A 24885-nucleotide genomic window follows, 5' to 3' on the forward strand; every position below is an offset into this window, starting at 1 on the left:
GATAGTGCAAATCATTAGACGAATAAACGTTCGTGTGATAGACTTGTACCGATTTTATTAAGGTAACAGCCATCAACCGTCTGCAAGGGGGAAAAATTTTGATTTATCGTCAGCCAGATCGACCATTTGAATTGATTTCTGACTACCAGCCAACCGGCGATCAGCCCGAAGCCATCGCGCAACTGACGCAAGGGCTAAAAAAAGGCGAGCACGCTCAGATTTTGCTGGGAGCCACGGGAACAGGCAAGACGTTTACGATTTCAAACGTTATTGCCAAAGCCAATAAGCCGACGCTGATTTTGTCGCATAACAAAACGCTGGCTGGTCAGTTGTATGGTGAAATGAAAAAATTTTTCCCTAATAATGCAGTTGAGTATTTCGTTTCATATTACGACTACTATCAGCCCGAAGCCTATGTACCATCCAGTGATACTTATATTGAAAAGGATGCCTCAATCAACGATGAGATCGACAAGCTGCGACACGCGGCAACCAGTGCGCTTTTGGAACGCAATGACGTAATTGTCGTTGCCTCGGTTTCTAGTATCTTTGGCTTGGGTGATCCGCGCGAATATCGCGATCACGTTCTGTCGCTGCATGTCGGCCAAGAAATTGAGCGTAATCAGCTGTTAAGAGATCTGGTCGAGATTCAGTTTGATCGCAATGATATTGATTTTCAGCGGGGCCGTTTTCGCGTGCATGGCGATGTCGTTGAGATTTTCCCGGCTTCACGCGATGAGCGGGCACTGCGCGTCGAGTTTTTTGGCGATGAGATTGACCGGATTCGTGAGGTTGATGCCTTGACTGGCGAGATTATCGGCGATCGTGAACAGGTCTCAATCTTCCCAGCTACACACTTTTTAACCAGTGATGACATTATGGATACCGCTTTGCCGCAAATCGAGGCTGAAATGAAAGAACAGGTCGCAAAGTTTACCCAGGAAGGAAAACCGCTGGAAGCCGAGCGAATTCAGCAGCGAACGACCTATGACATTGAAATGATGCGTGAAATGGGCTACACCAACGGCATTGAAAACTACTCGCGTTACATGGACGGCCGCAAGCCAGGCGAGCCGCCGTTTACGCTTTTGGATTTCTTCCCTAAGGATTTTCTGCTGGTCGTTGACGAATCACACCAGACCATGCCACAGGTGCGGGGGATGTATAATGGCGATCGGGCCCGCAAGCAGCAGCTGATCGACTATGGGTTCCGACTGCCGAGTGCATTGGACAACCGGCCGCTTAAGCTGAGCGAGTTTGAGGAACGGGTCAATCAGGTTATCTACATGTCAGCCACGCCTGGACCATATGAGCAGGAACAGACTGATCACGTTGTTCAGCAGATCATTCGGCCAACTGGACTTTTGGATCCTAAAGTTGAGGTTCGCCCGGTTATGGGACAGATTGATGATTTGGTTGGCGAAATCAATCAGCGGATCGAAAAAAATGAGCGGGTCTTGATTACTACTCTGACCAAGAAAATGTCAGAAGACTTAACGGATTATCTAAAAGATCTCGGCTTAAAAGTCAAGTATCTGCATAGTGACATCAAGACCTTGGAAAGAACGCAGATCATTCGTGAACTTCGGTTGGGCAAATTCGATGTGTTGGTCGGAATCAACCTGCTGCGGGAAGGTCTGGACATTCCGGAAGTTTCGCTGGTCGCAATTTTGGATGCGGATAAGGAAGGCTTCTTGCGTAATGAACGCTCCTTGATTCAAACCATTGGGCGGGCTGCCCGTAATGCCAACGGTCAGGTCATCATGTATGCCGATACGATTACTGCCTCGATGCAGGCCGCTATTGATGAGACGAAACGGCGGCGTGAGATTCAAGAAGCCTATAATCAAGCCCACCATATCGTACCTAAGACTATAATCAAGCCGATTCAAGAAGCAATTACTGCAGTTAAGCCGGCTGAGGATGCTGGTGAGATCGAGCATGATACTGAGTTTACGGTTAAAGATTTCAAGGCTTTGGCAAAAGACGAGCAGCAGAATCTGCTGGCTGAGCTGACTGAGCAGATGCGTTCAGCCGCTAAACGACTTGACTTTGAACAGGCCGCCACGCTGCGCGACACAATTATGGAGCTTAATGCGGCAGTCAAGAATAAAAAAACCAAACAAGCTAAACAATGAAGCTAGGGGGATTTGGCAATGGCCAACGATAAAATTGTGGTGCATGGCGCACGTGCCCACAACCTAAAAAACATTGACGTGACGATTCCTAAAAATAAGCTGGTCGTAATTACCGGGCTTTCCGGATCTGGAAAAAGCTCGCTGGCCTTTGATACCCTGTATGCAGAGGGGCAGCGGCGCTATGTGGAGAGCTTGTCGGCCTATGCGCGGCAGTTCTTAGGACAGATGGATAAGCCGGATGTTGATTCAATTGATGGACTGTCACCGGCGATCTCGATCGATCAAAAAACGACTTCTCATAATCCGCGCTCAACGGTTGGGACGGTGACCGAAATCAATGACTTTTTACGGCTGTTATGGGCTCGTGTAGGAACGCCAATCTGTCCTAATGATGGCAGCGTGATTGCCAGCCAGTCCGTTGATCAGATGGTTGATCGGGTCATGGAACTGCCAGAGCGGACGCGACTGCAAGTGTTGGCGCCGATTGTCCGTGATAAGAAAGGAACTCAAAAAAGCGTTTTTGAAAAAATCAAAAAAGCTGGGTTCGTACGGGTGCAGGTTGATGGTCAAACCTATGATCTAGAAGAGGTTCCAGCACTGGACAAAAATAAGAAGCACACCGTTAACGTCGTGATTGACCGGATCATTATCAAACAAGGCATCCGTTCACGCCTATTTGATTCATTTGAAGCCGCCCTGCGCTTGAGTGACGGCTATGCCACGGCCGATGTGATTGGCGGCGAACCGTTGATGTTTTCTGAACAGTATGCCTGTCCAATCTGTGGCTTTACGGTTGGCGAGCTGGAACCGCGGTTGTTTTCATTTAACGCGCCACTGGGGGCCTGTCCGGAATGCGAGGGGCTGGGCAGCAAATTGGAGGTCGATGAGGAGCTGGTCGTGCCGGATCGGAAAAAAACGCTGCGTGAAGGGGCGATGCTGCCTTGGAATCCCATTTCTTCACAGTATTATCCCAAAATGCTGGAACAGTTTTGTGACTCAGCAGGGATTGACATGGATGTTCCATTTGAGAAACTGTCTGCCAAACAGCAAAAACAAGTGCTTTATGGCAATGGCGAAACCACTTTCCATTTCCATTATGAAAACGACTTTGGCGGCGTGCGGGATGTTGACGTTCCATTTGAAGGCGTGATTAATAACGTTAAGCGTCGCTATCAGGAAACCAATTCTGACTTTACGCGCGAACAGATGCGCAAATACATGACTGAGCTTCCTTGTCCGGCCTGCCATGGCTATCGCTTAAATCAAAAGGCACTGGCGGTTAAGATCATGGGCCAAAACATTGGTGAGGTCTCAGAGCTGCCAATCAGCAAGGCAATTCCGTTTTTTGAATCGGTTGAGCTTTCACCAGCCAAGGCCAAGATTGCTCAGCCGATCTTAAAAGAAATTCTGGATCGGCTGACTTTTATGGCCAATGTTGGCGTTGAATATCTGACCCTGAGTCGAGCCGCACGGACGCTTTCCGGTGGCGAGGCGCAGCGGATTCGGCTGGCTACCCAGATCGGTTCGAATCTTTCTGGGGTAATGTATGTCTTGGACGAGCCGTCAATCGGGCTTCATCAGCGCGATAACGATCGATTGATTGCCTCGCTCAAAAAAATGCGAGATCTTGGCAATACGCTGATTGTCGTTGAGCATGATGAGGACACGATGCGGGCTGCCGACTATATTATTGATATTGGTCCTGGCGCGGGTGAAAACGGCGGTCAGGTCATGGCAGCGGGAACGCCTAAGCAGATTATGCGCTCACGTAAATCACTGACTGGACAGTATCTTTCTGGCAAACAGCAGATTCCGGTACCAGAAAAGCGGCGAACGGGTAATGGCAATTTTATTGAGCTTAAGGGTGCGCGCGCCAATAATCTCAAAAACATCGACGTTAAGTTTCCATTGGGCGAATTTATATGCGTTACCGGGGTTTCTGGCTCCGGCAAGTCGACACTGGTCAACCTGATCTTAAAACGAATCCTGGCACAAAAACTCAATGGTGCATCGGCAAAGCCGGGAAGCTATCAGTCAATCAGCGGTCTGGAAAACGTTGAAAAGGTAATCGATATTGATCAATCGCCAATTGGTAGAACGCCACGCAGCAATCCGGCAACCTATACCGGTGTTTTTGATGATATTCGTGACCTGTTTGCTCAGACCAATGAGGCTAAACTGCGCGGCTACACCAAGGGACGCTTTAGCTTTAACGTTAAGGGCGGTCGCTGTGAGGCCTGCCGAGGCGACGGGATTTTAAAGATTGAAATGAACTTCTTGCCGGATGTTTATGTACCATGCGAGGTCTGTCACGGTACGCGCTATAATTCTGAAACGCTGGAAGTTGAGTATAAGGGCAAAAACATTGCTGAAGTTTTGAAAATGACGGTTTCAGAAGCTTTGGAATTTTTCAGTGCAATTCCTAAGATTCGGCGCAAGCTGCAGACGATTGAGGACGTTGGTCTGGGCTACGTACAGCTGGGGCAGCCGGCAACAACGCTTTCTGGTGGGGAAGCCCAGCGGATGAAACTGGCCAGTGAGCTGCATCGCCAATCGAATGGCAAGAGTTTCTATATCCTTGATGAGCCGACAACTGGTCTGCATATGGCAGATATCAAGCGGCTGTTGGGCGTCTTGCAGCGCTTGGTTGATGCCGGGAATACGGTTTTGGTGATTGAGCATGATCTAGACGTAGTGAAATCAGCGGATTGGCTGATTGATCTGGGTCCAGAGGGTGGCGAGGCTGGCGGTTTTGTCGTAGCAGCCGGAACGCCAGAAACGATTGCTGCAGTACCTGAAAGCTACACAGGACAGTACTTGAAGCCAATGCTCGAGCGGGATCGACAAAGAAAGGCTCAGCAGGAAAAATAAATGAACTTTAAAATATAAAGGGATTAAGCTTAGCTGCATAAAGGTGCGCTAAGCTTTTTCTATGTTTATGATTGAAATTGCAATGCCATTATATTAAGATTAAAACATTATAATTTCATTAAAGGGAAGTTAAAGCGGAGGTCTTGCAGATGGATCTGAACAACATTCATACAGGAAAAAATATCTCACTGAATGGTCATACGATTTTGATTGGCTTAATGGCGGACCCGATTCGTCATTCAATGTCGCCAACCATGCACAATAATGCTTTTGCCAAGCTGGGGCTTAATTATGCCTACCTCTGTTTTGAAATCGACAATCAAAAGCTGCCTAAAGCCATTGATGCTATCAGAACGCTGGATATGCGCGGCTCAAACATCTCAATGCCCAATAAACAAAAAGTAATCCCTTACCTTGATCGCTTGGATGAGTCAGCTGAACTCTGCCAAGCCGTTAATACCATTGTCAATGATCACGGCATTTTAACCGGGTACACGACGGATGGGATCGGCTTTATGCAGTCATTAAAGGATGAAGGATTGGACATTACCGGTCAAAAGATGGTGCTGACGGGTGCTGGCGGGGCCGGAACGCCGATTGCCATGCAGGCAGCTATTGAGGGAGTTAAAGAAATCGCCTTATTCAACATTGATGACGACAAATGGGAAAATGCCGTTCGCAATGTTAAGATCATCAACGAAAAAACGGGTGCGCATGCCACGCTGCATCATCTCGAAGACCAGGCCGACTTTAAAAAAGAACTGGCCAGCTGTGATATCTATGTCGATGCAACCGGCGTAGGGATGAAGCCGCTGGAAGACATGACTTTGGTTGAGGATCCAACGTGGTTCCACCAAGATATGATCGTTTATGATACGGTCTATGCGCCGCGTGAGACCAAATTAATGCAGGTTGCCAAGCAGGCCGGCGTCGATCACGTCTTTAATGGGCTGGGAATGATGCTGGAACAGGGGGCAGCAGCCTTTAAGCTTTGGACTGGCCAAGATATGCCGGTTGAATACATTCGCAATCTGCTTTTTAAAGAGGAAGACTAGATGAAAAAAGTAAAGCTGAATAACGTTGTTTTGGGCGATGGAAGTCCCAAGATTGCCGTTCCGATTGTGGCCACGGAACAAGCGGCAATCATTGAGCAGGCAAAAACGGTTTTAGCCGCTCAGCCGGATGTCATCGAATGGCGGATTGATTTTTTGGCTAGTGTTTTAGATCCAGAAAAACTAAAGACGGCTGCTCTCGACCTAAGACAAACGTTGGGTGAGACGCCGCTTTTGACTACGTTTCGCACGGCTAAGGAAGGCGGCAATCTAGCCGTTGATGATGAGACGTATTTTCAAATTGTACGCCTGGTAGTTGAAAATGAACTGACGACGGCCATTGATGTTGAGTTATTTCATCCAAAAGAAGGCGTTATGCGAATCATTAAGTTGGCTCATGATCATGGCATCAAGGTAATCATGAGCAGTCATGACTTTAAGCGGACGCCAACTGACTGTGAAATCTACTATCGACTTCATAAAATGGCTGATCTGGGAGCTGATGTCGCCAAGATTGCTGTGATGCCTCAAAATCCTGCTGATGTTTTGACGCTGCTGTCGGCCACTCACCAGGCCAATGAAAAACTGGGCCTGCCTTTAATTACCATGGCAATGGGAGATTTGGGCAAGGTAACGCGGATTGCCGGTGCGGTTTTTGGATCGGCGTTGACATTTGGCACGGTTGGTACGGCTTCAGCGCCTGGTCAGCTGAGCATTGCTGATTTAAGGCAGGCCTTAGCCAATCTAAGAATTTAATTCATTAGGCATTCTGGAAGCCATTGGTCGCTTCAAGAGTGCCTTTTATTTAGATGAAAAAGACTTCAAAATTAAAAGACACGCCCGGGTATGATACAATGGAAAGCGTATTTTGAATAGAGGTGACAGCTCCGTGGCAAAACCACTGCAAGTCGTGATCATTACTGGGATGAGCGGTGCCGGTAAGACGGTTGCCGTTCAAAGCTTTGAGGATCTTGGCTACTTTGTAATTGATAACATGCTGCCGAATCTGGCGGAAAAATTTGCCGACGTGATCCAAAACGCTGCTGAATTTGACAAAATGGCAATGGTAATGGATTCGCGCTCACAGGAATTTTATGATCAGATTCTGCCCTGCATTCAGCGCTTAAAGAGTCGTACTGATCTGCAGGTTGAGATTTTATTTTTGGATGCCAGCGATGTTGAGCTGGTTTCGCGCTACAAAGAGACGCGCCGCTTACATCCATTATCGCGGCAAGGCGGCGTTTTAGAAGGAATCCAAAAAGAACGAGCGCTATTGAGTGATTTAAAGAGTCAGGCCGATGTCGTGATTGATACAACCGAACTGACGCCGCGCAATCTGCGTGTAAGAATTGATGATTACTTTGGCGATGGCCAGACCAGCAGTTTTTTTGTTGAGGTGATGTCATTTGGCTTTAAATATGGCTTACCATTGGATGCTGATATCGTTATGGATGCCCGCTTTCTGCCCAACCCGTTCTACTTGCCCGAGCTTAAGCATCTAACCGGCAATGATCAACCAGTACAGGATTATGTCATGCAGAGTCAGCTGGCTAAAGATTTCTACTCACACTTAAAGGCTTTGCTGAAGGTTGCTTTGCCAGGCTATATCCAAGAGGGCAAGAGCAGCTTGACGATCGCGATTGGCTGTACGGGTGGGCAGCATCGTTCGGTGACGATTGCCAACCGATTAAATCAAGATCTGCGCAAAGACGGTTATACGGTCAATCTGCATCATCGCGATGTTGATAAGGCAAAATAAGGAGGTATTTGAATGATCCATAAACCTAAAATCGTAATGATTGGCGGCGGGACGGGACTTCCTGAGATTCTGCATGGCCTTAGGGATAAAGACGTTGATGTAACGGCAATCGTGACGGTAGCTGATGATGGCGGCTCCTCGGGAATTTTGCGCAACTATGTCAACGTGGTGCCACCTGGTGATATCCGTAATGCATTGGTTGCTTTATCAGAGCTTTCTGAACTGGAACTAGAGATTTTTCAGTATCGTTTTAACAGTACCGACCAGTTTTTAGCTGGCCATGCAATTGGCAACCTGATCATTTCGGCGCTGGCTGAGATGAAAGGCGGTGATATTTTTGCGGCGGTCCAGGAACTGTCATCGCTGATGAAAATCAGAGGACATATCTACCCCGTTACCGACGAGCCATTAACCTTAAACGCTGAATTTACAGATGGCTCGACTCTAAGCGGCGAGTCAGAGATTACGGCCGCTCATAAACGAATTCAGCGTGTCTGGATTACGCCGTCCAATAACAATGACCATCATCAAGCGGCGGCCGTTAAGCAGGTTATTGATGCCATTATGGATGCCGATCAGATTGTCTTGGGACCTGGGAGTCTGTTTACCAGTATCTTGCCCAACCTGATGATTGAAAACGTCGGCAAGGCCGTTTGTGAAACCAAAGCAGAAGTCGTCTATATCTGCAACATCATGACTCAAAAGGGTGAAACCGACAATTTCTCTGATGCCGATCATGTACGCGTGCTTAATTCGCATTTGAAACAGAACTTTATTGATACCGTTTTGGTAAATATCCAGCCGGTACCTAAAGACTACATTGATTTTAAGGAATGGAATGAGATTTCCCAGCCAGTCAAGCATGATTTTCAAGGATTGCGGGATATGGGGTGTCGGGTAATCTCCAGTAATTTCCTGCGCTTAAGAGATAACGGTGCCTTTCATGATCGCGACAAGGTGGTAGCCGAACTGCTGAATCGTCTGCATGGCGTACATTATTAAATAAGAGGAGGATCGCGCATGTCATATGCCAGCGAAGTAAAAAAAGAGCTGACGGGGCTGCAGGTGCACTTGGATAATGCCAAGGCCGAACTGATGGCGCTGATTCGGATGAATGGATCTTTAGGAATTGCTAATCGCAACATGATTCTTAACGTCCAAACAGAAAGTCCCGCCATTGCCAGAAGAATCTATTCGCTTTTAAAGCAGTTTTATCAAGTCGAAAGTGAGATCGTCGTCCGGCGAAAAATGAAGCTGAAAAAGAACAATCAATACGTTGTAAGGCTTCGCTACCATGCGCAAGAGATTCTCAGCGATCTGGGGATTTTAGAGGGGTTTCAGATCAAAGAAAAGGTCCCGATGGCGCTGCTTAAAGATGATTTAATGATTCGTTCATACCTGCGCGGGGCTTTCTTGGCGGGGGGCTCGGTCAATAATCCAGAAACCTCGCGCTATCACCTGGAAATCTATTCATTATATGAAGAACATAATGAGATGATTGCTCAGATGATCAATCGCTACCGCTTGAATGCCAGAACTACGGCTCGTCGCAGCGGCTATATCGTCTACTTAAAGGAAGCGGAAAAAATTGCGGAGTTTCTTCAGCTGATCGGTGCCACTAACGGCATGCTCAAGTTTGAAAATATCCGAATCGTTCGAGATATGCGTAATTCCGTCAATCGCTTGGTTAACTGTGAAAATGCCAATATGGATAAGGTAGCCAATGCCTCTAATCGTCAGATTGAAAATATTCGTTTGATCGATTCAATGGTCGGTTTGGACAGCTTGCCAGAAAAACTGCGGGCAATTGCTGAAACCAGGCTCGCACATCAAGAGGTCAGCTTAAAGGAGCTTGGCGTTTTGGTACCAGGCGGCCCGATCTCAAAATCAGGGGTTAATCATCGGCTGCGCAAGCTAAATGCTTATGCCGAAGAACTGCGACAGGCTAAGAGCAACTAAAAAACCACGACTGGATGGCAGTCGTGGTTTTTTTAGCTATTTAGGTCAAACAATTACTTTAGTTTGGCGCTGTTTTCCATGATTCCGTCAAGCAGACCATAATCAACGGCTTCTTGGGCCGTTAAGTAGTGATCGCGTTCCGTATCACGTTCGATTTGCTCAATTGGCTGGCCAGAATTTTCAGCCAGAATACCATTGATCATCTTGCGCGTCTTCAAGATTTCTTCGGCCGCAATCTGAATTTCAGTTTGCTGACCTTGTGCGCCGCCAGAAGGCTGGTGAATCATAACCGTTGAGTGTGGCAAACCGAAACGCTTGCCCTTGGCACCGGATGATACCAGCACGCTGGCCATTGATGCGGCCATGCCGATTACGATCGTCTGGACATCAGCCTTGATGAAGTTCATCGTATCGTAGATGGCCATCCCTGAGGTTACGACGCCACCAGGTGAGTTAATGTAAAGGTAAATATCTTTGGTAGAATCTTGCGCATCTAAGAATAACAGTTGCGCAACGATTGAGTTTGCCATGTCGTCTTCAATTGGACCGGACAGCATAATGATGCGGTCCTTCAACAGACGTGAGTAGATGTCATAAGCGCGTTCGCCACGCGATGACTGTTCAATGACCGTTGGAACTAGGTTCATGCTTTGGCCTCCCTCTTAATTAGCAGTAGTCAGCATCGATTGCTAACTTATGTGAATACTATACTCGATAGGTCAGAAAAGGTCAAATGTTTTGTCAGAAAAAAACACTGCTGCTAACGATGCTGATATCGTTAGCAGCAGTGCCTTAATACTGGTTGATAAAATAGGTAGAATTATTTTAAGTCAGCTGAGATCATGCTCAGTTCTTGGTTGGCGATTTCGGCATCCAGCATTGCGCGATCATCGTTTTCGATCATTTTTTTAAGTTCGTTTAGTTCGTGCATGTTCTTTTTAAACATAAGTCTCATCTCCCCGTTTAGTTGAAATTGTGAATGAATTAATTGTTAACCTCTGTGATGTCTAAGACTATACACCAAATTGGTATTATTGACAAGTGCCAGTTTAAGGCGATTTAGTGTTTTAATAATCAAATTGGTATAGTTCAAATTGACGGAAAACGTTTATCAATTTTCATTTGTGAAAATAGTGCTACCGTTTCCAAATTTGATGCTGAATAGCCTTTGTGTTGAAAAAGATAAAAAGTGAGCAAGATGTCCAAAATTCAATTCGACCGTCCAAAAATTTTTTTAAATTTATTGCTGATCAGTTGGTTGCAATAATAGTTGTTGATTTTTAATAACCTGACCTTTATAATTGGAATGTTGATTATTTACGTTAGATATAAAGGAGGCATATTGCAATGCGTAAAGCACATCCATACGGCGTACAAGGCCGTCGCCCAGTCGCAGACCGTTACACGCGGGCTAAGAAGGAAAAGAAAATCGAAGCAATTCGCAAGTGGGCTAAGCAAAAGCCAGCTGAAGAAAAGTAATTTGCTTTTCCGTTTAAGAAGACCTCATCCAGGATTATGGATGAGGTCTTTTAATATGTTGTGATGTAGTTTTGACTTCGTGGTAATAAAAAAGCACTGATCAGATTGATCAGTGCTTTTTTATATTTAAGTGCGCCCCCCGGGAGTCGAACCCGGATCTCGAGAACCGGAATCTCACGTGCGATCCATTACACTAAGGGCGCGAAATAATTTTAAGCTCGCTGAATTAACACGAACGTTTATTATAATATCCCCAGTGACGATAAAATGCAAGCAAAAAATGAATATTTTTACAAAAAAATTGGATGAAGCTGGTTTATCTAAAACTGAACACATTTCCATGGACAAGTTAGTCGGTTTTGAGTATTATAAAAAACGTAGGTTAGTGCGATTGTTTAGCTAACAGCCAAAATTCCGAATTTTTTCCTTAAAAATGTCAATTTTGGATAAAAATGTATGTTAAACTAAACAAGAACATTGAATTATTTTCCTAAAGGAGGAAATTGCAGTATGACTGTAAAAATTGGTATTAATGGCTTTGGCCGTATTGGTCGTTTGGCATTCCGTCGGATCCACGAACTGGGCTCCAAGGACATCGAAGTGGTAGCAATCAACGACTTGACTACTCCTTCAATGCTGGCTTACCTGCTGAAGTACGACTCTACTCACGGCAAGTTCCCTGGCGAAGTTTCTTCTACTGACAAGGGCATCGTTGTAGACGGTAAGGAATACCCTGTATACGCTGAACGCGATGCACGGGACATTCCTTGGGTTAAGAACGATGGTGTTGACTTCGTTCTGGAATGTACTGGTTTCTACACTTCTGCAGAAAAGTCACAAGCACACCTGGACGCTGGCGCAAAGCGTGTGCTGATTTCTGCACCTGCTGGTAACATCCCAACTGTTGTTCCAGGCGTTAACCTGGACACGCTGAAGGCTGACGACAAGATCGTTTCTGCTGGTTCCTGCACGACCAGCTGCCTGGCTCCAATGGCTTACTTCCTGAACAAGGAATTCGGCGTTAAGGTTGGTACCATGACTACGATCCACGCATTTACTTCTACGCAAGCCATCCTGGATGGCCCTCGTGGCAAGAAGATGCGTAACAACCGTACTGCAAGCACGAACACGATTCCTCACTCTTCTGGTGCTGCCAAGGCTATCGGCCTGGTTATTCCAGAACTGAACGGTAAGCTGTCCGGTCACGCACAACGTGTTGGTGTTGTTGATGGCTCCCTGACTGAACTTGTTTCCATTCTGGACAAGAAGGTTACGGTTGACGACGTAAACAATGCTATGAAGAAGGCAACTGAAGGCAACGAAGCCTTTGGTTACACTGAAGACCCAATCGTATCTTCCGACATTATCGGCTCTACTTTTGGTTCCGTCTTTGACCCATCCCAAACTGAAATCATGGAAGGCGAAGATGGCGCACAACTGGTTAAGACGGTTGCTTGGTACGACAACGAATACGGCTTCACTTGCAACATGATCCGTACGCTGCTTCACTTCGCTACCCTGTAAGGCGAACTGAATAGTATCAATTGAAAGGCGGGAGGAGGAAACTCCGCCCGCCTTCTTTGCAGATTAAGGAGGAATTGGTCAATTATGGCTAAAATGACTGTTGAAGATCTTCCATTGGAAGGCAAAAAAGTTTTGATGCGCGTTGACTTTAACGTGCCAATCAAGGATGGCGTCGTTGGCGACGACAACCGAATCGTGGCTGCTCTGCCAACGATCAACTACGTTATCGATCATGGTGGTCGGGCAATCCTGTTCTCTCACCTGGGTCGGATCAAGAAAGAAGAAGACAAGCCAGGTCTGTCGCTGCGTCCAGTTGCTGAACGTCTCTCCAACCTGCTGAACAAGCCAGTTACTTTTGTTCCGGTAACTGAAGGCAAGCAGTTGGAAGACGCCATCAGCCAAATGAACAATGGTGACGTGCTGCTGGTTCAAAACACGCGTTACGAAGACGTTAAAGACGGTGAATACGTTAAGCGTGAATCAGGCAATGACCCTGAATTGGGCAAGTACTGGGCATCATTGGGCGATGTTTTTGTAAACGACGCCTTTGGTACTGCACACCGTGCCCATGCTTCCAACGTTGGTATTGCCCAAGCAATCGGCGCTGGCAAGTCAGGCGTTGGCTTCTTGATGGAAAAAGAAATCAAGTTCTTGGGTGACGCTGTTGACAATCCAGTTCGTCCTTTTGTTGCCATCTTGGGTGGTGCCAAGGTATCTGACAAGATTGGCGTTATCGACCACCTGCTGGACAAGGCCGACAAGATCATCATCGGTGGTGGGATGGCCTACACGTTCTACGCCGCCAAGGGCATTAAGACTGGTAACTCACTGGTTGAAAAAGACAAGATCGATGTTGCCAAGCAAATTATGGACAAAGCCGGCGACAAGCTGGTTCTGCCAATTGACAATGTAGTTGCTGATGCCTTTAAGAATGACGCCAACACTAAAGTAGTTGAAGGCGACATTGATGATGGCTGGATGGCTTTGGACATTGGTCCTAAGACGATTGAACTGTACAAGAGCGTTTTGGCTGATGCCAAGACGGTTGTATGGAACGGCCCAATGGGTGTCTTTGAAATGAGCAACTTTGCCAAGGGTACGCTGGAAATCGGCAAGTTCCTGGGCACGTTGACTGGTGCTACGACGATTGTTGGTGGCGGGGACTCCACGGCTGCAGCCAAGCAATTGGGAATTGCTGACCGTTTGAGCCACATCTCAACTGGTGGCGGTGCCTCATTGACTTACTTGGAAGGTAAAGAACTGCCAGGGATCGCAGCAATTTCTGAAAAGTAAAGCTAGATAAGCGATTGATTAGCATAGTAGCGATTCAGTCGCTTTTTTTGCTAAAATTAAAGCAGCGGAAAAATTAAAAAGGGGGGCTTTTGCATGCGAGTACCAATCATCGCCGGCAATTGGAAGATGAACAAAACGGTTTCTGAAGCAGTTGAGTTTGTCAACTATATTAAAAATGAATTGCCAGACCCCAGTGAACGAGAAATCGTCCTGGCTGCACCGACGCTTTCATTGACGTCGATGGTACAAGCCGCGAAAGATACGCCGTTAAAAATCGCTGCTGAAAACTGCTATTGCCGGATTGCAGGTGCGTACACCGGCGAAACCAGTCCACGCTCATTGTCTTTGGCTGGCATTCATCATGTCATTCTGGGACATTCTGAACGGCGTCGTTTATTTAATGAAACTGATGAGCTGATCAATCAAAAAGTCCAGGTTGCCTTGCGCAATGGCTTGTGTCCGATCGTCTGCTGTGATGATACGATGGGACGACGAATTGCCGGTAAAAAGGTTCGTTGGGTAGTCAGCCGCATTCTGGCAGATCTTAAGGGACTGTCACCAGCTGATGTTACCAAGGTTACGATGGCCTTTGAGCCAAGCTGGGCAATCGGTACTGGCCAAAGTGCTGATCCTGAACAGGCTGCTGAAGGCTGCTATCTGATTCGCCAGACGATTCGTGATATGTATGGTGAAGACATTGGCAACGCCGTCCGAATTCTTTACGGCGGCAGCGTCAATGAAACCAATATCAAAGCTTTGATGGCCTATGATGATATCGATGGTGTTTTGGTTGGCGGTGCCAGCCTGGATCCTGATCGTTTCTTAAAGCTTGTAAACTCTTAAGATAAAGCTTGTTTTAAATTGTTCTGAATAATACAATGGAAAGCGGAAGAACTTTCCAATTTTAAAATGACAGAGGAGAGATTCATCAATGTCACTCATTACTGATATTTATGCTCGTGAAGTCTTGGACTCACGTGGTAACCCAACTGTTGAAGCAGAAGTCTACACTGAAGCCGGTGGCGTTGGCCGCGGTATCGTGCCATCTGGTGCTTCTACTGGTGAACACGAAGCAGTTGAACTTCGCGATGGCGACAAGAACCGTTTCGGCGGCAAGGGTGTTTTGAAGGCCGTTGCCAACGTTAACAACGTAATCGCTAAGGAAATCGTTGGCATGGAAGTTACTGACCAAGTTGCCATCGACAAGGCTATGATCAAGCTTGACGGTACGCCTAACAAGGGCAAGCTGGGTGCCAACGCTATCCTGGCCGTTTCCTTGGCTGCTGCACGGGCTGCTGCTGATGAGCTGCAAGTGCCACTGTACAACTACCTTGGCGGTTTCAATGCTCATCTGCTGCCAACGCCAATGATGAACGTCATCAATGGTGGTGCCCACTCCGACAACAAGGTTGACTTCCAAGAATTCATGATCATGCCAGTTGGTGCACCAACTGTTCGTGAAGCAATTCGTTGGGGTGCCGAAACTTTCCACGCCCTGAAGAAGGAACTGGAAGCTGCTGGTAAGGTTACCTCAGTTGGTGACGAAGGTGGTTTTGCTCCTGACTTTGCCAACAATGAAGAACCATTCCAATACCTGATCAAGGCAATTGAGGATGCCGGCTACAAGCCAGGTAAGGACATTGCTATTGCCTGCGACGTTGCTGCTTCTGAACTTTGGAACGACGAAGACAAGAAGTACAAGCTGCGTTGGTCCACTGGTGAAGAATACACTACTGAAGAATGGATCGAATACCTGACGGGCATCATTGAAAAGTACCCAATCGTATCCGTAGAAGACCCAATCGACGAAAACAACTGGGATGACTGGGTAACGATTACCAACAAGCTGGGCAAGAAGGTTCAACTTGTTGGTGACGACTTCTTCGTTACGAACACTGACTACCTGCGCAAGGGTATCAAGATGGGTGCTGCCAACTCGATCCTGATCAAGCTGAACCAAATCGGTACCTTGACGGAAACGGTTGAAGCGATCGAAATGGCTAAGGAAGCTGGCTACACGGCAATCGTTTCTCACCGTTCTGGTGAAACTGAAGACACGACGATTGCTGACCTGGTTGTTGCTACCAACGCCGGCCAAATCAAGACTGGTTCCATGAGCCGGACTGACCGTCTTGCTAAGTACAACCAGCTGATGCGGATCGAAGACAACCTGGGCGACGTTGCTCAATACAAGGGGATTCACTCCTTCTACAACTTGAGCGAACAAGCTCGTCAAGACATCGAAAACCGTTAATATCTAAATTAATGATTTTAAAAGCGTTTGGATTTTTCCAAACGCTTTTTTTGATTGCTTTGATTTGTGCTAGACTGATTAGGTAACAAAATTTTTTAGGTGTGAGAAGAAAGTGAAAACAACTAGAATTGCAGGACTCAGTTATTCAAATCTGCGCCAGGCAGGCCGCGCCGTTTTAATTGGCTTGGCGGCAGGCTTGGTTGTCAGTCTCTTTCGCTGGGCAATTCAAAATCTATTGGGTGTGGTTATCAAAGCATTTGCCTATTTTCATGGGCATCCGGTCTGGCTGCTGCCTTGGATTGGCATGAGTATTTTCATTGCACTGCTTTTAGGCAATCTGGTTCAAAAAAATCCGGATATTAAAGGCTCAGGGATTCCACAAGTTGAAGGTCAGCTGACGGGACAGTTTGATGAAGAATGGTGGCCGGTTCTTTGGCGTAAATTCTTTGGTGGCATTATCAGCATTGGTTCGGGGCTGTTTTTAGGCCGTGAAGGACCCTCGATCCAGCTAGGAGCTGCTGTTGGTCAGGGAATTGCCGAAAAAAATGCCAGAACTGAAATTGAAAGACGAGTTGGCATTGCCAGCGGCGCGGCAGCCGGGCTTTCGGCAGCCTTTAACGCGCCAATTGCCAGCACGATGTTTATTTTGGAAGAGGTTTATCATAATTTCTCGCCACTGGTCTGGCTATCGGTATTTATCAGCTCACTGTCGGCTAATCTGGTTTCGATGGCGTTCTTTGGCCTGGAACCTGATCTGAACGTGCCGCATGAGGTGCTGTTTCCAGCTTCACAGTATTGGCATCTGATCTTGTTGGGGATTTTACTGGGCTTGCTGGGCAGGCTATATCAGGTCGTTATCTTACGGCTGCCTAAATGGATGCGCCAGATAAAATTTCTCAAACCAGTCTGTTATCCAATCATCCCATTTCTGCTGGTCATTCCAATCGCCTGGTGGTGGCCGGTAACGCTGGGTGGAGGAAACAATCTGGTCGTTGCGCTGCCTAAGATGCCGGCTGAGCTTAAGGTAATGCTGGGCTTATTGGTTTTGCGCTTTGTCTTTTCGATGATCAGCTACGCGACTGAGCTGCCAGGGGGGATCTTTTTACCGATTCTGACGCTGGGTGGCATTATTGGTGCTCTATATTGCGTAATCATGATGCATTGGGGATTAATTCCAGCCAGATATCTGCCTAATTACGTGATCTATGCCATGGCCGGCTACTTTGCCTGCATCAGCAAGGCGCCGTTTACTGCTATTCTTTTGATTACCGAAATGGTCGGCACGATGACGCATCTTATGCCGCTGGCAATCGTTTCAATCGTAGCTTGGCTGGTCGTTGATCTGATGGGCGGGACACCGGTATACGCGGCTATGTTTGCCAATATGATGCATAAACAGCCGCAAAAAGAACTGCTGGGGCTGACACAGATGACTACGCCAATTTTTGTCGGCTCCAGGCTGGATGGCTGTCTGATCAAGGATTTTGCTTGGCCAGTCGGTGCTCTGATCACCTGTATCTATCGTGGCGAAAATCAGCTGATTCCGCATGGTGATACGCGACTGAAAGCGGGCGATACGCTGGTCATCCAGCTGCGCGGCAAAAATCACATTGCCAACCAGGCGCGGATCAATCTGGCAGCCCGACAATCAGCGCATGATTAGCCAAATGACTGGAAATATGGTATTATTTAACGGATATAGCGGGTGAAATAGGAGGAAATTTTTTTGTATAATACGATTATGACCCTCTTCTTGATTGTCTGCGTCATTTTGATTGCTTGCGTAATGATGCAGCCAGCCAAGAATGACAACGATGCCATGTCCGCTTTGACCGGGGGAGCTGGCGACCTGTTCAGTCGGCGCAAGGCTCGCGGTTTTGAAGCGGTTATGCAGATCGCTACGACCATCTTTGGTGCCCTGTTTTTTATCCTGGCACTGGCGCTGGTCTATGTTTCTTCACACTAGTTTAAGTGCCTCCTGCCAATATCAGGGGGCTTTTTATTTATTTTAAAGAGGTATATGGATGACACAATTACAACTTGAAATACTCAAGCGTTTACTCGATCATCAAGAACTCAGCTTTTCGGCTGAAAAAATCGCCCAGCAGCTGGGAATGAACAGAGCAGATCAATTTACGCCGATCGTTCAGGCACTGGCACAATTGGAACGGGATAAAAAAGTCATGGTAACCGATCAGGGTGAATTTAAGGCGGTTATCAAGCCTAAAACGATCAGCGGGATCTTTCGTGGCAATGCAAAGGGCTTTGGCTTTGTAGCTTATGATCCGGAGCAGCCAGACGTTTATGTCAACCCTGATCACACCATGCATGCAATGAGCGGTGACGAGGTTGAAGTCAAGATCCTGCGTGCTCCTGAACCCGGCAGCGACCAGGGACCAGAAGGACAGGTAACGGAAATTCTCACGCGTCATTATGAGCATGTGGTTGGCGAGTTTAAAAACATTACGATGGGCAGCTTTATTGGTGAGATCATTTTAAAAGACAAAAAGCTCAGCAATTTCCGCTTTTTTGTCACTGATGATGGTTTGCACCCAGAAGACAACGAAATCGTCAACGCCACGATTGCATCATATCCAAGCGATGATTCACCGCAGATCATGACAGGGATGGTCACTGAGGTTATTGGCGACAAGGATCAGCCGGGGATTGATATTCTCTCCGTTGTCTATGCCCATGACGTTCCGCATGTTTTCCCACAAGCGGTCATGGATGAGGCCAACGCCATTCCTGATCACGTGCTGCCAGAAGAAAAGAAGGGTCGTAAAGACATTACCGCTCAGCCACTGGTTACGATCGACAGTATTGAGTCCAAAGACCTTGATGATGCCGTCGTGGCTTGGAAGCTTGACAACGGCAACTATCATCTGGGGGTTCATATTGCTGACGTTACGCACTATGTTAAGCCGGGCTCGGCACTGGACAAAGAGGCCTTTAAACGAGGAACTTCAGTCTACTTAACGGATCGTGTGATTCCAATGCTGCCAAAGCGACTTTCAAACGGCATCTGTTCCTTGAATCCGAATGAAGAACGGTTGGCAATGAGCTGTGAGATGGAGATTGATCCCCAGGGCAACATTGTCAAGCACGAGATCTTTCCTAGTGTAATGCGTTCTCATGCTCGGATGACCTATAAAGCCGTCAACGCAATTTTAGAAGATCATGATCCACAGGTTATCAAAGAATACGAAGAACTGGTGCCAATGTTTGAGACGATGGGCGAGCTGCACCAGATTCTTTTAAAGCATCGGCATGATCGCGGCGCCATTGACTTTGATGCGCCAGAAGCCAAGATCATTGTTGATGAGGAGGGTCACCCAACCGACATTCAGCTGCGCGAGCGGGGGACTTCTGAACGAATGATTGAATCCTTTATGCTGGCAGCCAATGAAACCGTGGCGGAACACTACTATAAGCTGCACGTACCGTTTTTATACCGGATTCATGAAACGCCGGATGCCGATCGAATCAAGAGCTTTGCTGAGCTGCTCAGCGTCTTTGGCATTGAAATGAAGGGTGACTTGAAAAACGTTAAGCCCAAGATGCTCCAAGACGTCTTAAAGAGCGTGGCTGGCAAGCCAGAAGAACAGATGGTCCAGGTGATGATGCTGCGCAGTATGCAGCAGGCTAAGTATGCTGATGAAGAAGTCGGTCACTTTGGTTTGGGTGCCCAATACTATACGCACTTTACCTCGCCAATTCGTCGTTATCCTGATGAAATGGTGCACCGCTTGATTAGCTGGTATGCTGAAAACGGCACGACAGAAAAAGCCAAGGCTAAATATCGCGACTGGCTGCCAGAAGTAGCTGAGCACACCTCGGTTACCGAACGGCGGGGTATTGATACGGAACGTGACGTTGACAGCATGAAGAAGGCAGAATACATGGAAGATCATGTTGGCGAGACCTTTGATGCCGTTGTTAGTTCCGTCATGAAGTTTGGCTTGTTCGTAGCCTTGGAAAATACCGTTGAAGGCCTGATCCATATCAGTGTCATGAACGATGACTTCTACGAGTATCTGGAATCCAACATGGCATTGGTTGGCCGCCGCCATCATCATATCTTCCAAATCGGTCAGCCAGTCAAGGTTAAACTGATTCGAGTAGACAAGGATCAGCGCGAGGTTGACTTTGAACTGGTTAACCCTGAGGAAGCCCCAACAACCAAGCTGCGGGTGCCGCGTAAAAACGATGGTCGCTTTAATGGTCGAGGACGTGGCAGTCGTGACGACAAGCACAGCAGATTCGGCCATGGCGAGCGGGACAAAAAAGATGGTAAGCGTTCCTACCGCAGCAATGGCAACGGTAATGGTCGGCGCAGCAATCATCTGTTTGATCGCGGGCCTTCACGTCGGCATGATGGCGGCAAGCGTTCCCAGCGCGGCCGCAACAATGGTGATCGCCGCTCGCGTTAAGCTATGACGGGAGGGAAAAAGATGGCAAAAAAATCCCATCACGAAAAAGATGATAATCTAATCGCGCAGAACAAAAAAGCGCGTCACGATTATTCAGTTTTAGAGACTTATGAAGCTGGGATTGCTTTGACTGGGACTGAGATCAAATCCGTCCGAGCTCGGCGCGTCAATCTTAAAGATGGCTTTGCTCAGCTTCATAACGGTGAATTATGGCTGATGAACGTGCATATCAGTCAATATGACAACGGCACCTTCTTTAATCATGATCCCCTGCGCAATCGTAAGCTGCTGCTGCATAAAAAAGAGATTAAAAAGATTGCCGGTGATCTGTCGACCAAGGGGATTACGCTGATTCCGCTGAAAATGTATATCAAGCATGGCTATGCCAAAGTACTGCTGGGCCTGGCTAAGGGAAAGCATGAATACGATAAGCGCGAGTCGATCAAGAAGCGTGAGCAGGAGCGCCAGATCGAACGTGTTTTGAAACATTACTAAAAATCAGATTTCGTGCAAAATAAAACGGGCGTGCATTCTAAAAAAATGCACCCCGTTTTTATTCTGGCTGATGAACGTGTCTGCTGAGGCTTTGATCATTAAGCACTGTTTTAGGTACGAATCCCATGCTTAGATCGCCCTGGTCAGTTGATGACATCGGATTCAGCTGACGCAATCGTTCTCGCAGCGGCTGGCGATCATGATGTCTGGCCCAGCGGTTGATGATGGTGGCCGTTAAGATTGCCAATGGCTCATCGGCTTGATTGGTGACGCTTAAACAGCTGCAAAAGCCACCAGTATTCGGTACCGGCTCAACTGCAAAGATCAAGCGGCTGCCGCAAAAGACCTTGAAGCGTCCACTTACCAATGAGCCGACGACAATCCAGTTGAGACCGTGGATATAGATCAGTTCATGAAAAAGTCCCAGTGATTTGCCGATCGTGCCAACTTGACGCCGATTTAAATAAAGAGCGAATTTTGGCGTAAGACCGAGCGTTAATTGCTTGGCTTCAGCTAACAATTCACCGCTCATCGTATATAATGAAAGTGCATCATAGCGAATCCCCCATTTACCGGCTAACAGGTAGCATGAATGGCCGCTTGCGTCGTGAATGACGGTAGCGCTGTTCAAGTCGGTCGAACGGTCGCGGATGTACAATTGCCGCATGACAGAAATCACCACTTTTCCTAAATATCTAACTACCATTTTAACAGCTGTCGGCAATAAAAACAGTCAATTAACGCGATCAAAATAGGTATCGTATTTATAATAATCATGTTAAAATATTCACGAGGTGCTGACTTTGAAACAACTTATCCATAACGATTGGTGGGGCGTGCTTGAACCCCAGTTTGAATCTGCCTATTATGCTCAGCTGCACGCTTTTTTAGCTGATGAGTATGCCCATCAGACGATCTATCCAGAGATGCATCATATTTTTGAAGCCTTTGAATGGACTCCCTTTTCAAAGGTAAAAGTGGTAATCTTAGGACAGGATCCTTATCATGGACCGCACCAGGCACACGGCTGCAGTTTTTCAGTTTTGCCAGGCGTCAAGATTCCGCCTTCTTTGCAAAACATCTATAAAGAGCTGCAAGACGATCTTGGCTATCCGCCCGTTGAGCATGGCTATTTAAAGAAGTGGGCCGATCAAGGCGTGCTGTTGTTAAATTCCGTGCTCACCGTCCGGGCTGGTCAGGCGTTCTCGCACCGCGGTCATGGTTGGGAGCAGCTTACGGATGCAGCGATTCATGCGTTGTCTGAACGGCCGCGACCAGTGGTGTTTATTCTTTGGGGCAAGGCAGCCCAATCAAAAATTCCTTTGATCAACACGCAGACCAACATTGTTCTGCAATCACCGCACCCCAGTCCTTTTTCTGCCAACCGTGGCTTCTTTGGCTCAAAGCCTTTTTCTAAAACCAATGAGGCTCTGGTGGCAATGGGTGAGACACCGATTGACTGGCGTCTGCCCGAACATGTTGATATTGACGCACAATGGAAATGAGGTTATGAATAATGGATGTATTTGAACACTTAAAGTCACAGCTTTCATCACAAGACAAGCGGATCGTTTTTCCAGAGGGTGAGGATGAACGGATCTTTGGCGCAGCAGCTCGGTTAGCGCATGATGGTCTGCTGACGCCGATTCTGCTGGGAAATGAAGCCAAGATCAAAGCAGCTGCCAAGCAGGATGGCATTGATCTGACAGGGGTTGAAATCATGGACCCGCAGGCCTATCCGGCAGCCGACTATCAAGCAATGCATGCCGCACTTTTAGAACGGCGTCACGGTAAGAATACACCAGAACAGGTCGACGCGATGTTAAAAGACGTCAGCTATTTTGCTACGATGCTGGTTTACATGGGCAAGGTTGACGGAATGGTTTCTGGCGCGATTCACTCAACCGGCGATACGGTCCGGCCAGCGTTGCAGATCGTTAAGACCAAGCCTGGCATCAAGCGGATCAGTGGGGCATTCTTGATGCAAAAAGGCGATCAGCGCTATATCTTTGCTGACTGTGCGATCAACATTGAACTGGATGCGCCAACAATGGCTGAGGTTGCCGTTGAAAGCGCCAAGACGGCCAAACTGTTTGGGATTGATCCCCGCGTTGCCATGCTGAGCTTTTCAACCAAGGGATCAGCAAAAGGCGAAATGGTTACCAAGGTTGCCGAAGCGACTAAACTGGCCCAGGCAGCTGATCCAGAACTGGCTGTCGATGGCGAGCTGCAGTTTGACGCGGCAATCGTTCCAGCCGTTGCAGAATTGAAGGCTCCTGGATCCAAGGTTGCCGGTCATGCCAATGTCTTTGTCTTCCCAAGTCTGGAAGCCGGCAACATTGGCTACAAGATTGCTCAGCGCTTAGGTGGATTTGAAGCTATCGGTCCGGTTCTGCAGGGATTGAATGCACCAATTGCCGATCTGTCACGGGGATGCAATGAAGAAGACGTTTATAAGGTTGCGCTGATTACGGCGGCTCAGGCACTGTAAACTCAAAGGTCGTTTGGCAAAAGTCAAGCGACCTTTTTGATTTACGGTCAGGATACGATAAAATAGGAACTATCGAAGACCATGATCGTTAATTTGATCAAAATGGTCAATTCCAGCAAAGGATAATGATAATGACTCAACTAACTTTACACAATCGAGAAGCAACGATGGCGGTAGGAAAGAAAATGGCCCCGTTTTTGCAGGCTGGCGACGTAATCGTATTAAATGGCGATCTGGGAGCTGGCAAGACCACTTTTACCAAAGGACTGGCAGCTGGTCTGGGTATTTCAGACGTGATCAAGAGCCCAACTTTTACGATTATTCGTGAATATCAATCAGGACGCCTGCCGCTTTACCATATGGATATCTATCGACTTGAGAATGGCGGGGCCGAAGACTTAGGACTGGAAGAATATTTTGATGGCGATGGCATCAGCGTGGTTGAATGGGCAGAATTTATTGAAGATGAATTGCCGACCGAATTTTTGGCAATCAATTTTAAGCGGACTGATGATGAACAGACCCGTGAGCTGAGTTTTGAACCGCATGGACGGCACTTTGAGTCATTGGTAAAACGATTGGTGGCAGATCATGACTGAAACGGTTGGAATCAAGCTGGCCACGCCAGATGATGCACAGGCAATCCTGAATCTGCTCAAACAGCTTTCTCAAGAGAGCTCGGCCATCTTGGTGCCGCATCTGGACACGCTGACGGTCGAACAAGAAGCGTACAGTCTCTATGATATTAACGACAGTACTGATTCATTGATCTTACTGGCTCAGTATCGAAATCATCCCATTGGTATCGTTACGATCATGGAACTGGCTGATCGGCCACAGATAGGCGAGTTGGGCGTGGCTGTCTTAAAGGACTTTTGGCGAAACGGGATTGGCAGTCTTTTAGTTGATGAGGCTACGTACTGGTTTGCAAACTACAGTACCCTGCAAAAGCTGGTATTAGACGTTTTTGATGATAACGTGCCAGCCATCAAGCTTTATCAAAAATATGGCTTTGTCAAGACCGGTGAGGCTAAGGTGACTGATCAACAAGGCCAGCAGCGCGCAGCAGTTCTAATGGAGTTTCAGCCCGCTGCAGCTGATCATGACTAATCAAGTAACGCGGAATGGCAGCCTGCT

23 protein-coding genes and 1 tRNA gene are annotated in these 24885 nt (G+C 47.3%); 20 read left to right on the forward strand and 4 right to left on the reverse strand.

Annotated elements, in window-relative coordinates:
* Positions 1 to 98: 98 nt before the first annotated feature.
* The 7 genes from uvrB (at position 99) to whiA (ending at position 9779) form a co-directional block, all read left to right on the forward strand.
* Complete coding sequence (gene uvrB / locus H0G69_RS01605) at positions 99 to 2138, forward strand: excinuclease ABC subunit UvrB (RefSeq protein WP_180305028.1); 2040 nt, start codon at positions 99 to 101, stop codon at positions 2136 to 2138.
* An 18-nt stretch (positions 2139 to 2156) separates the two neighbouring features.
* On the forward strand, positions 2157 to 5009 hold the full coding sequence (uvrA, locus tag H0G69_RS01610; protein WP_180305029.1) for an excinuclease ABC subunit UvrA: 2853 nt from the start codon (positions 2157 to 2159) through the stop codon (positions 5007 to 5009).
* Positions 5010 to 5158: 149 nt separating this feature from the next.
* Positions 5159 to 6064 (forward strand): shikimate dehydrogenase, encoded by a 906-nt coding sequence (locus tag H0G69_RS01615; protein ID WP_180305030.1) that lies wholly within the window; start codon positions 5159 to 5161, stop codon positions 6062 to 6064.
* Entirely contained in the window at positions 6065 to 6817 is a 753-nt protein-coding gene (gene aroD / locus H0G69_RS01620) for a type I 3-dehydroquinate dehydratase (RefSeq protein WP_180305031.1), read from the forward strand.
* 133 nt (positions 6818 to 6950) lie between these two features.
* Entirely contained in the window at positions 6951 to 7820 is an 870-nt protein-coding gene (rapZ, locus tag H0G69_RS01625; protein ID WP_034541291.1) for an RNase adapter RapZ, read from the forward strand.
* Positions 7821 to 7832: 12 nt separating this feature from the next.
* Positions 7833 to 8822 (forward strand): gluconeogenesis morphogenetic factor MgfK, encoded by a 990-nt coding sequence (locus H0G69_RS01630; RefSeq protein WP_006500400.1) that lies wholly within the window; start codon positions 7833 to 7835, stop codon positions 8820 to 8822.
* An 18-nt stretch (positions 8823 to 8840) separates the two neighbouring features.
* Positions 8841 to 9779: a DNA-binding protein WhiA gene (gene whiA, locus H0G69_RS01635; protein ID WP_143112572.1), complete on the forward strand. Its 939-nt coding sequence runs from the start codon at positions 8841 to 8843 to the stop codon at positions 9777 to 9779.
* Positions 9780 to 9832: 53 nt separating this feature from the next.
* Here the strand turns inward: whiA and clpP are convergent, their stop codons facing one another.
* Positions 9833 to 10426: an ATP-dependent Clp endopeptidase proteolytic subunit ClpP gene (gene clpP / locus H0G69_RS01640; protein ID WP_006500398.1), complete on the reverse strand. Its 594-nt coding sequence runs from the start codon at positions 10424 to 10426 to the stop codon at positions 9833 to 9835.
* A 173-nt stretch (positions 10427 to 10599) separates the two neighbouring features.
* Entirely contained in the window at positions 10600 to 10725 is a 126-nt protein-coding gene (locus H0G69_RS11035) for a hypothetical protein (RefSeq protein WP_006500397.1), read from the reverse strand.
* Positions 10726 to 11126: 401 nt separating this feature from the next.
* Here H0G69_RS11035 and H0G69_RS11040 point away from each other — a divergent pair, with 401 nt between their 5' ends.
* Entirely contained in the window at positions 11127 to 11258 is a 132-nt protein-coding gene (locus H0G69_RS11040; RefSeq protein ID WP_006500395.1) for a hypothetical protein, read from the forward strand.
* A gap of 131 nt (positions 11259 to 11389) precedes the next feature.
* Here H0G69_RS11040 and H0G69_RS01645 read toward each other — a convergent pair.
* Positions 11390 to 11461 (reverse strand) — tRNA-Arg (locus tag H0G69_RS01645).
* 307 nt (positions 11462 to 11768) lie between these two features.
* On the opposite strand from H0G69_RS01645, the gene gap reads away from it, so the two are divergent.
* From gap to smpB, 8 genes are all read left to right on the forward strand, one after another.
* A complete protein-coding gene (gene gap / locus H0G69_RS01650; RefSeq protein ID WP_006500394.1) occupies positions 11769 to 12782 on the forward strand; it encodes a type I glyceraldehyde-3-phosphate dehydrogenase in 1014 nt (337 codons plus the stop codon).
* Between the two features lie 84 nt (positions 12783 to 12866).
* The gene (locus H0G69_RS01655) at positions 12867 to 14075 is read left to right on the forward strand and encodes a phosphoglycerate kinase (protein WP_006500393.1); all 1209 of its coding nucleotides are present in this window, start codon (positions 12867 to 12869) and stop codon (positions 14073 to 14075) included.
* Between the two features lie 93 nt (positions 14076 to 14168).
* Positions 14169 to 14918, forward strand: a complete 750-nt coding sequence (gene tpiA / locus H0G69_RS01660; RefSeq protein WP_039945959.1) for a triose-phosphate isomerase — start codon at positions 14169 to 14171, stop codon at positions 14916 to 14918.
* Positions 14919 to 15006: 88 nt separating this feature from the next.
* Positions 15007 to 16329, forward strand: coding sequence for a phosphopyruvate hydratase (eno, locus tag H0G69_RS01665; RefSeq protein WP_033934339.1), 1323 nt, complete (start codon positions 15007 to 15009; stop codon positions 16327 to 16329).
* A gap of 112 nt (positions 16330 to 16441) precedes the next feature.
* Positions 16442 to 17992, forward strand: a complete 1551-nt coding sequence (locus tag H0G69_RS01670) for a ClC family H(+)/Cl(-) exchange transporter (protein WP_006500390.1) — start codon at positions 16442 to 16444, stop codon at positions 17990 to 17992.
* A gap of 63 nt (positions 17993 to 18055) precedes the next feature.
* The gene (gene secG / locus H0G69_RS01675) at positions 18056 to 18295 is read left to right on the forward strand and encodes a preprotein translocase subunit SecG (RefSeq protein ID WP_033934341.1); all 240 of its coding nucleotides are present in this window, start codon (positions 18056 to 18058) and stop codon (positions 18293 to 18295) included.
* Between the two features lie 58 nt (positions 18296 to 18353).
* Positions 18354 to 20762, forward strand: coding sequence for a ribonuclease R (rnr, locus tag H0G69_RS01680; protein ID WP_180305032.1), 2409 nt, complete (start codon positions 18354 to 18356; stop codon positions 20760 to 20762).
* Positions 20763 to 20783: 21 nt separating this feature from the next.
* Positions 20784 to 21257 carry an SsrA-binding protein SmpB gene (gene smpB, locus H0G69_RS01685; RefSeq protein ID WP_180305033.1) on the forward strand — a complete coding sequence of 158 codons (474 nt, stop codon included), beginning with the start codon at positions 20784 to 20786 and terminating at the stop codon, positions 21255 to 21257.
* 58 nt (positions 21258 to 21315) lie between these two features.
* Here smpB and H0G69_RS01690 read toward each other — a convergent pair whose 3' ends face one another.
* A complete protein-coding gene (locus tag H0G69_RS01690; RefSeq protein ID WP_006500386.1) occupies positions 21316 to 21924 on the reverse strand; it encodes an LURP-one-related/scramblase family protein in 609 nt (202 codons plus the stop codon).
* Between the two features lie 136 nt (positions 21925 to 22060).
* Between H0G69_RS01690 and H0G69_RS01695 the strand changes: the two genes are divergently transcribed.
* The 4 genes from H0G69_RS01695 (at position 22061) to H0G69_RS01710 (ending at position 24858) form a co-directional block, all read left to right on the forward strand.
* Positions 22061 to 22762 (forward strand): uracil-DNA glycosylase, encoded by a 702-nt coding sequence (locus tag H0G69_RS01695; RefSeq protein ID WP_033934344.1) that lies wholly within the window; start codon positions 22061 to 22063, stop codon positions 22760 to 22762.
* Between the two features lie 11 nt (positions 22763 to 22773).
* Entirely contained in the window at positions 22774 to 23748 is a 975-nt protein-coding gene (pta, locus tag H0G69_RS01700) for a phosphate acetyltransferase (protein ID WP_180305034.1), read from the forward strand.
* Positions 23749 to 23879: 131 nt separating this feature from the next.
* A complete protein-coding gene (tsaE, locus tag H0G69_RS01705; RefSeq protein ID WP_033934345.1) occupies positions 23880 to 24347 on the forward strand; it encodes a tRNA (adenosine(37)-N6)-threonylcarbamoyltransferase complex ATPase subunit type 1 TsaE in 468 nt (155 codons plus the stop codon).
* Positions 24340 to 24858, forward strand: a complete 519-nt coding sequence (locus H0G69_RS01710) for a GNAT family N-acetyltransferase (RefSeq protein ID WP_180305035.1) — start codon at positions 24340 to 24342, stop codon at positions 24856 to 24858. Before tsaE ends, H0G69_RS01710 begins: the two co-directional genes overlap by 8 nt.
* Positions 24859 to 24885: the final 27 nt, after the last annotated feature.

Source organism: Limosilactobacillus mucosae (assembly GCF_013423865.1).
Classification (GTDB): Bacteria; Bacillota; Bacilli; order Lactobacillales; family Lactobacillaceae; genus Limosilactobacillus; species Limosilactobacillus mucosae.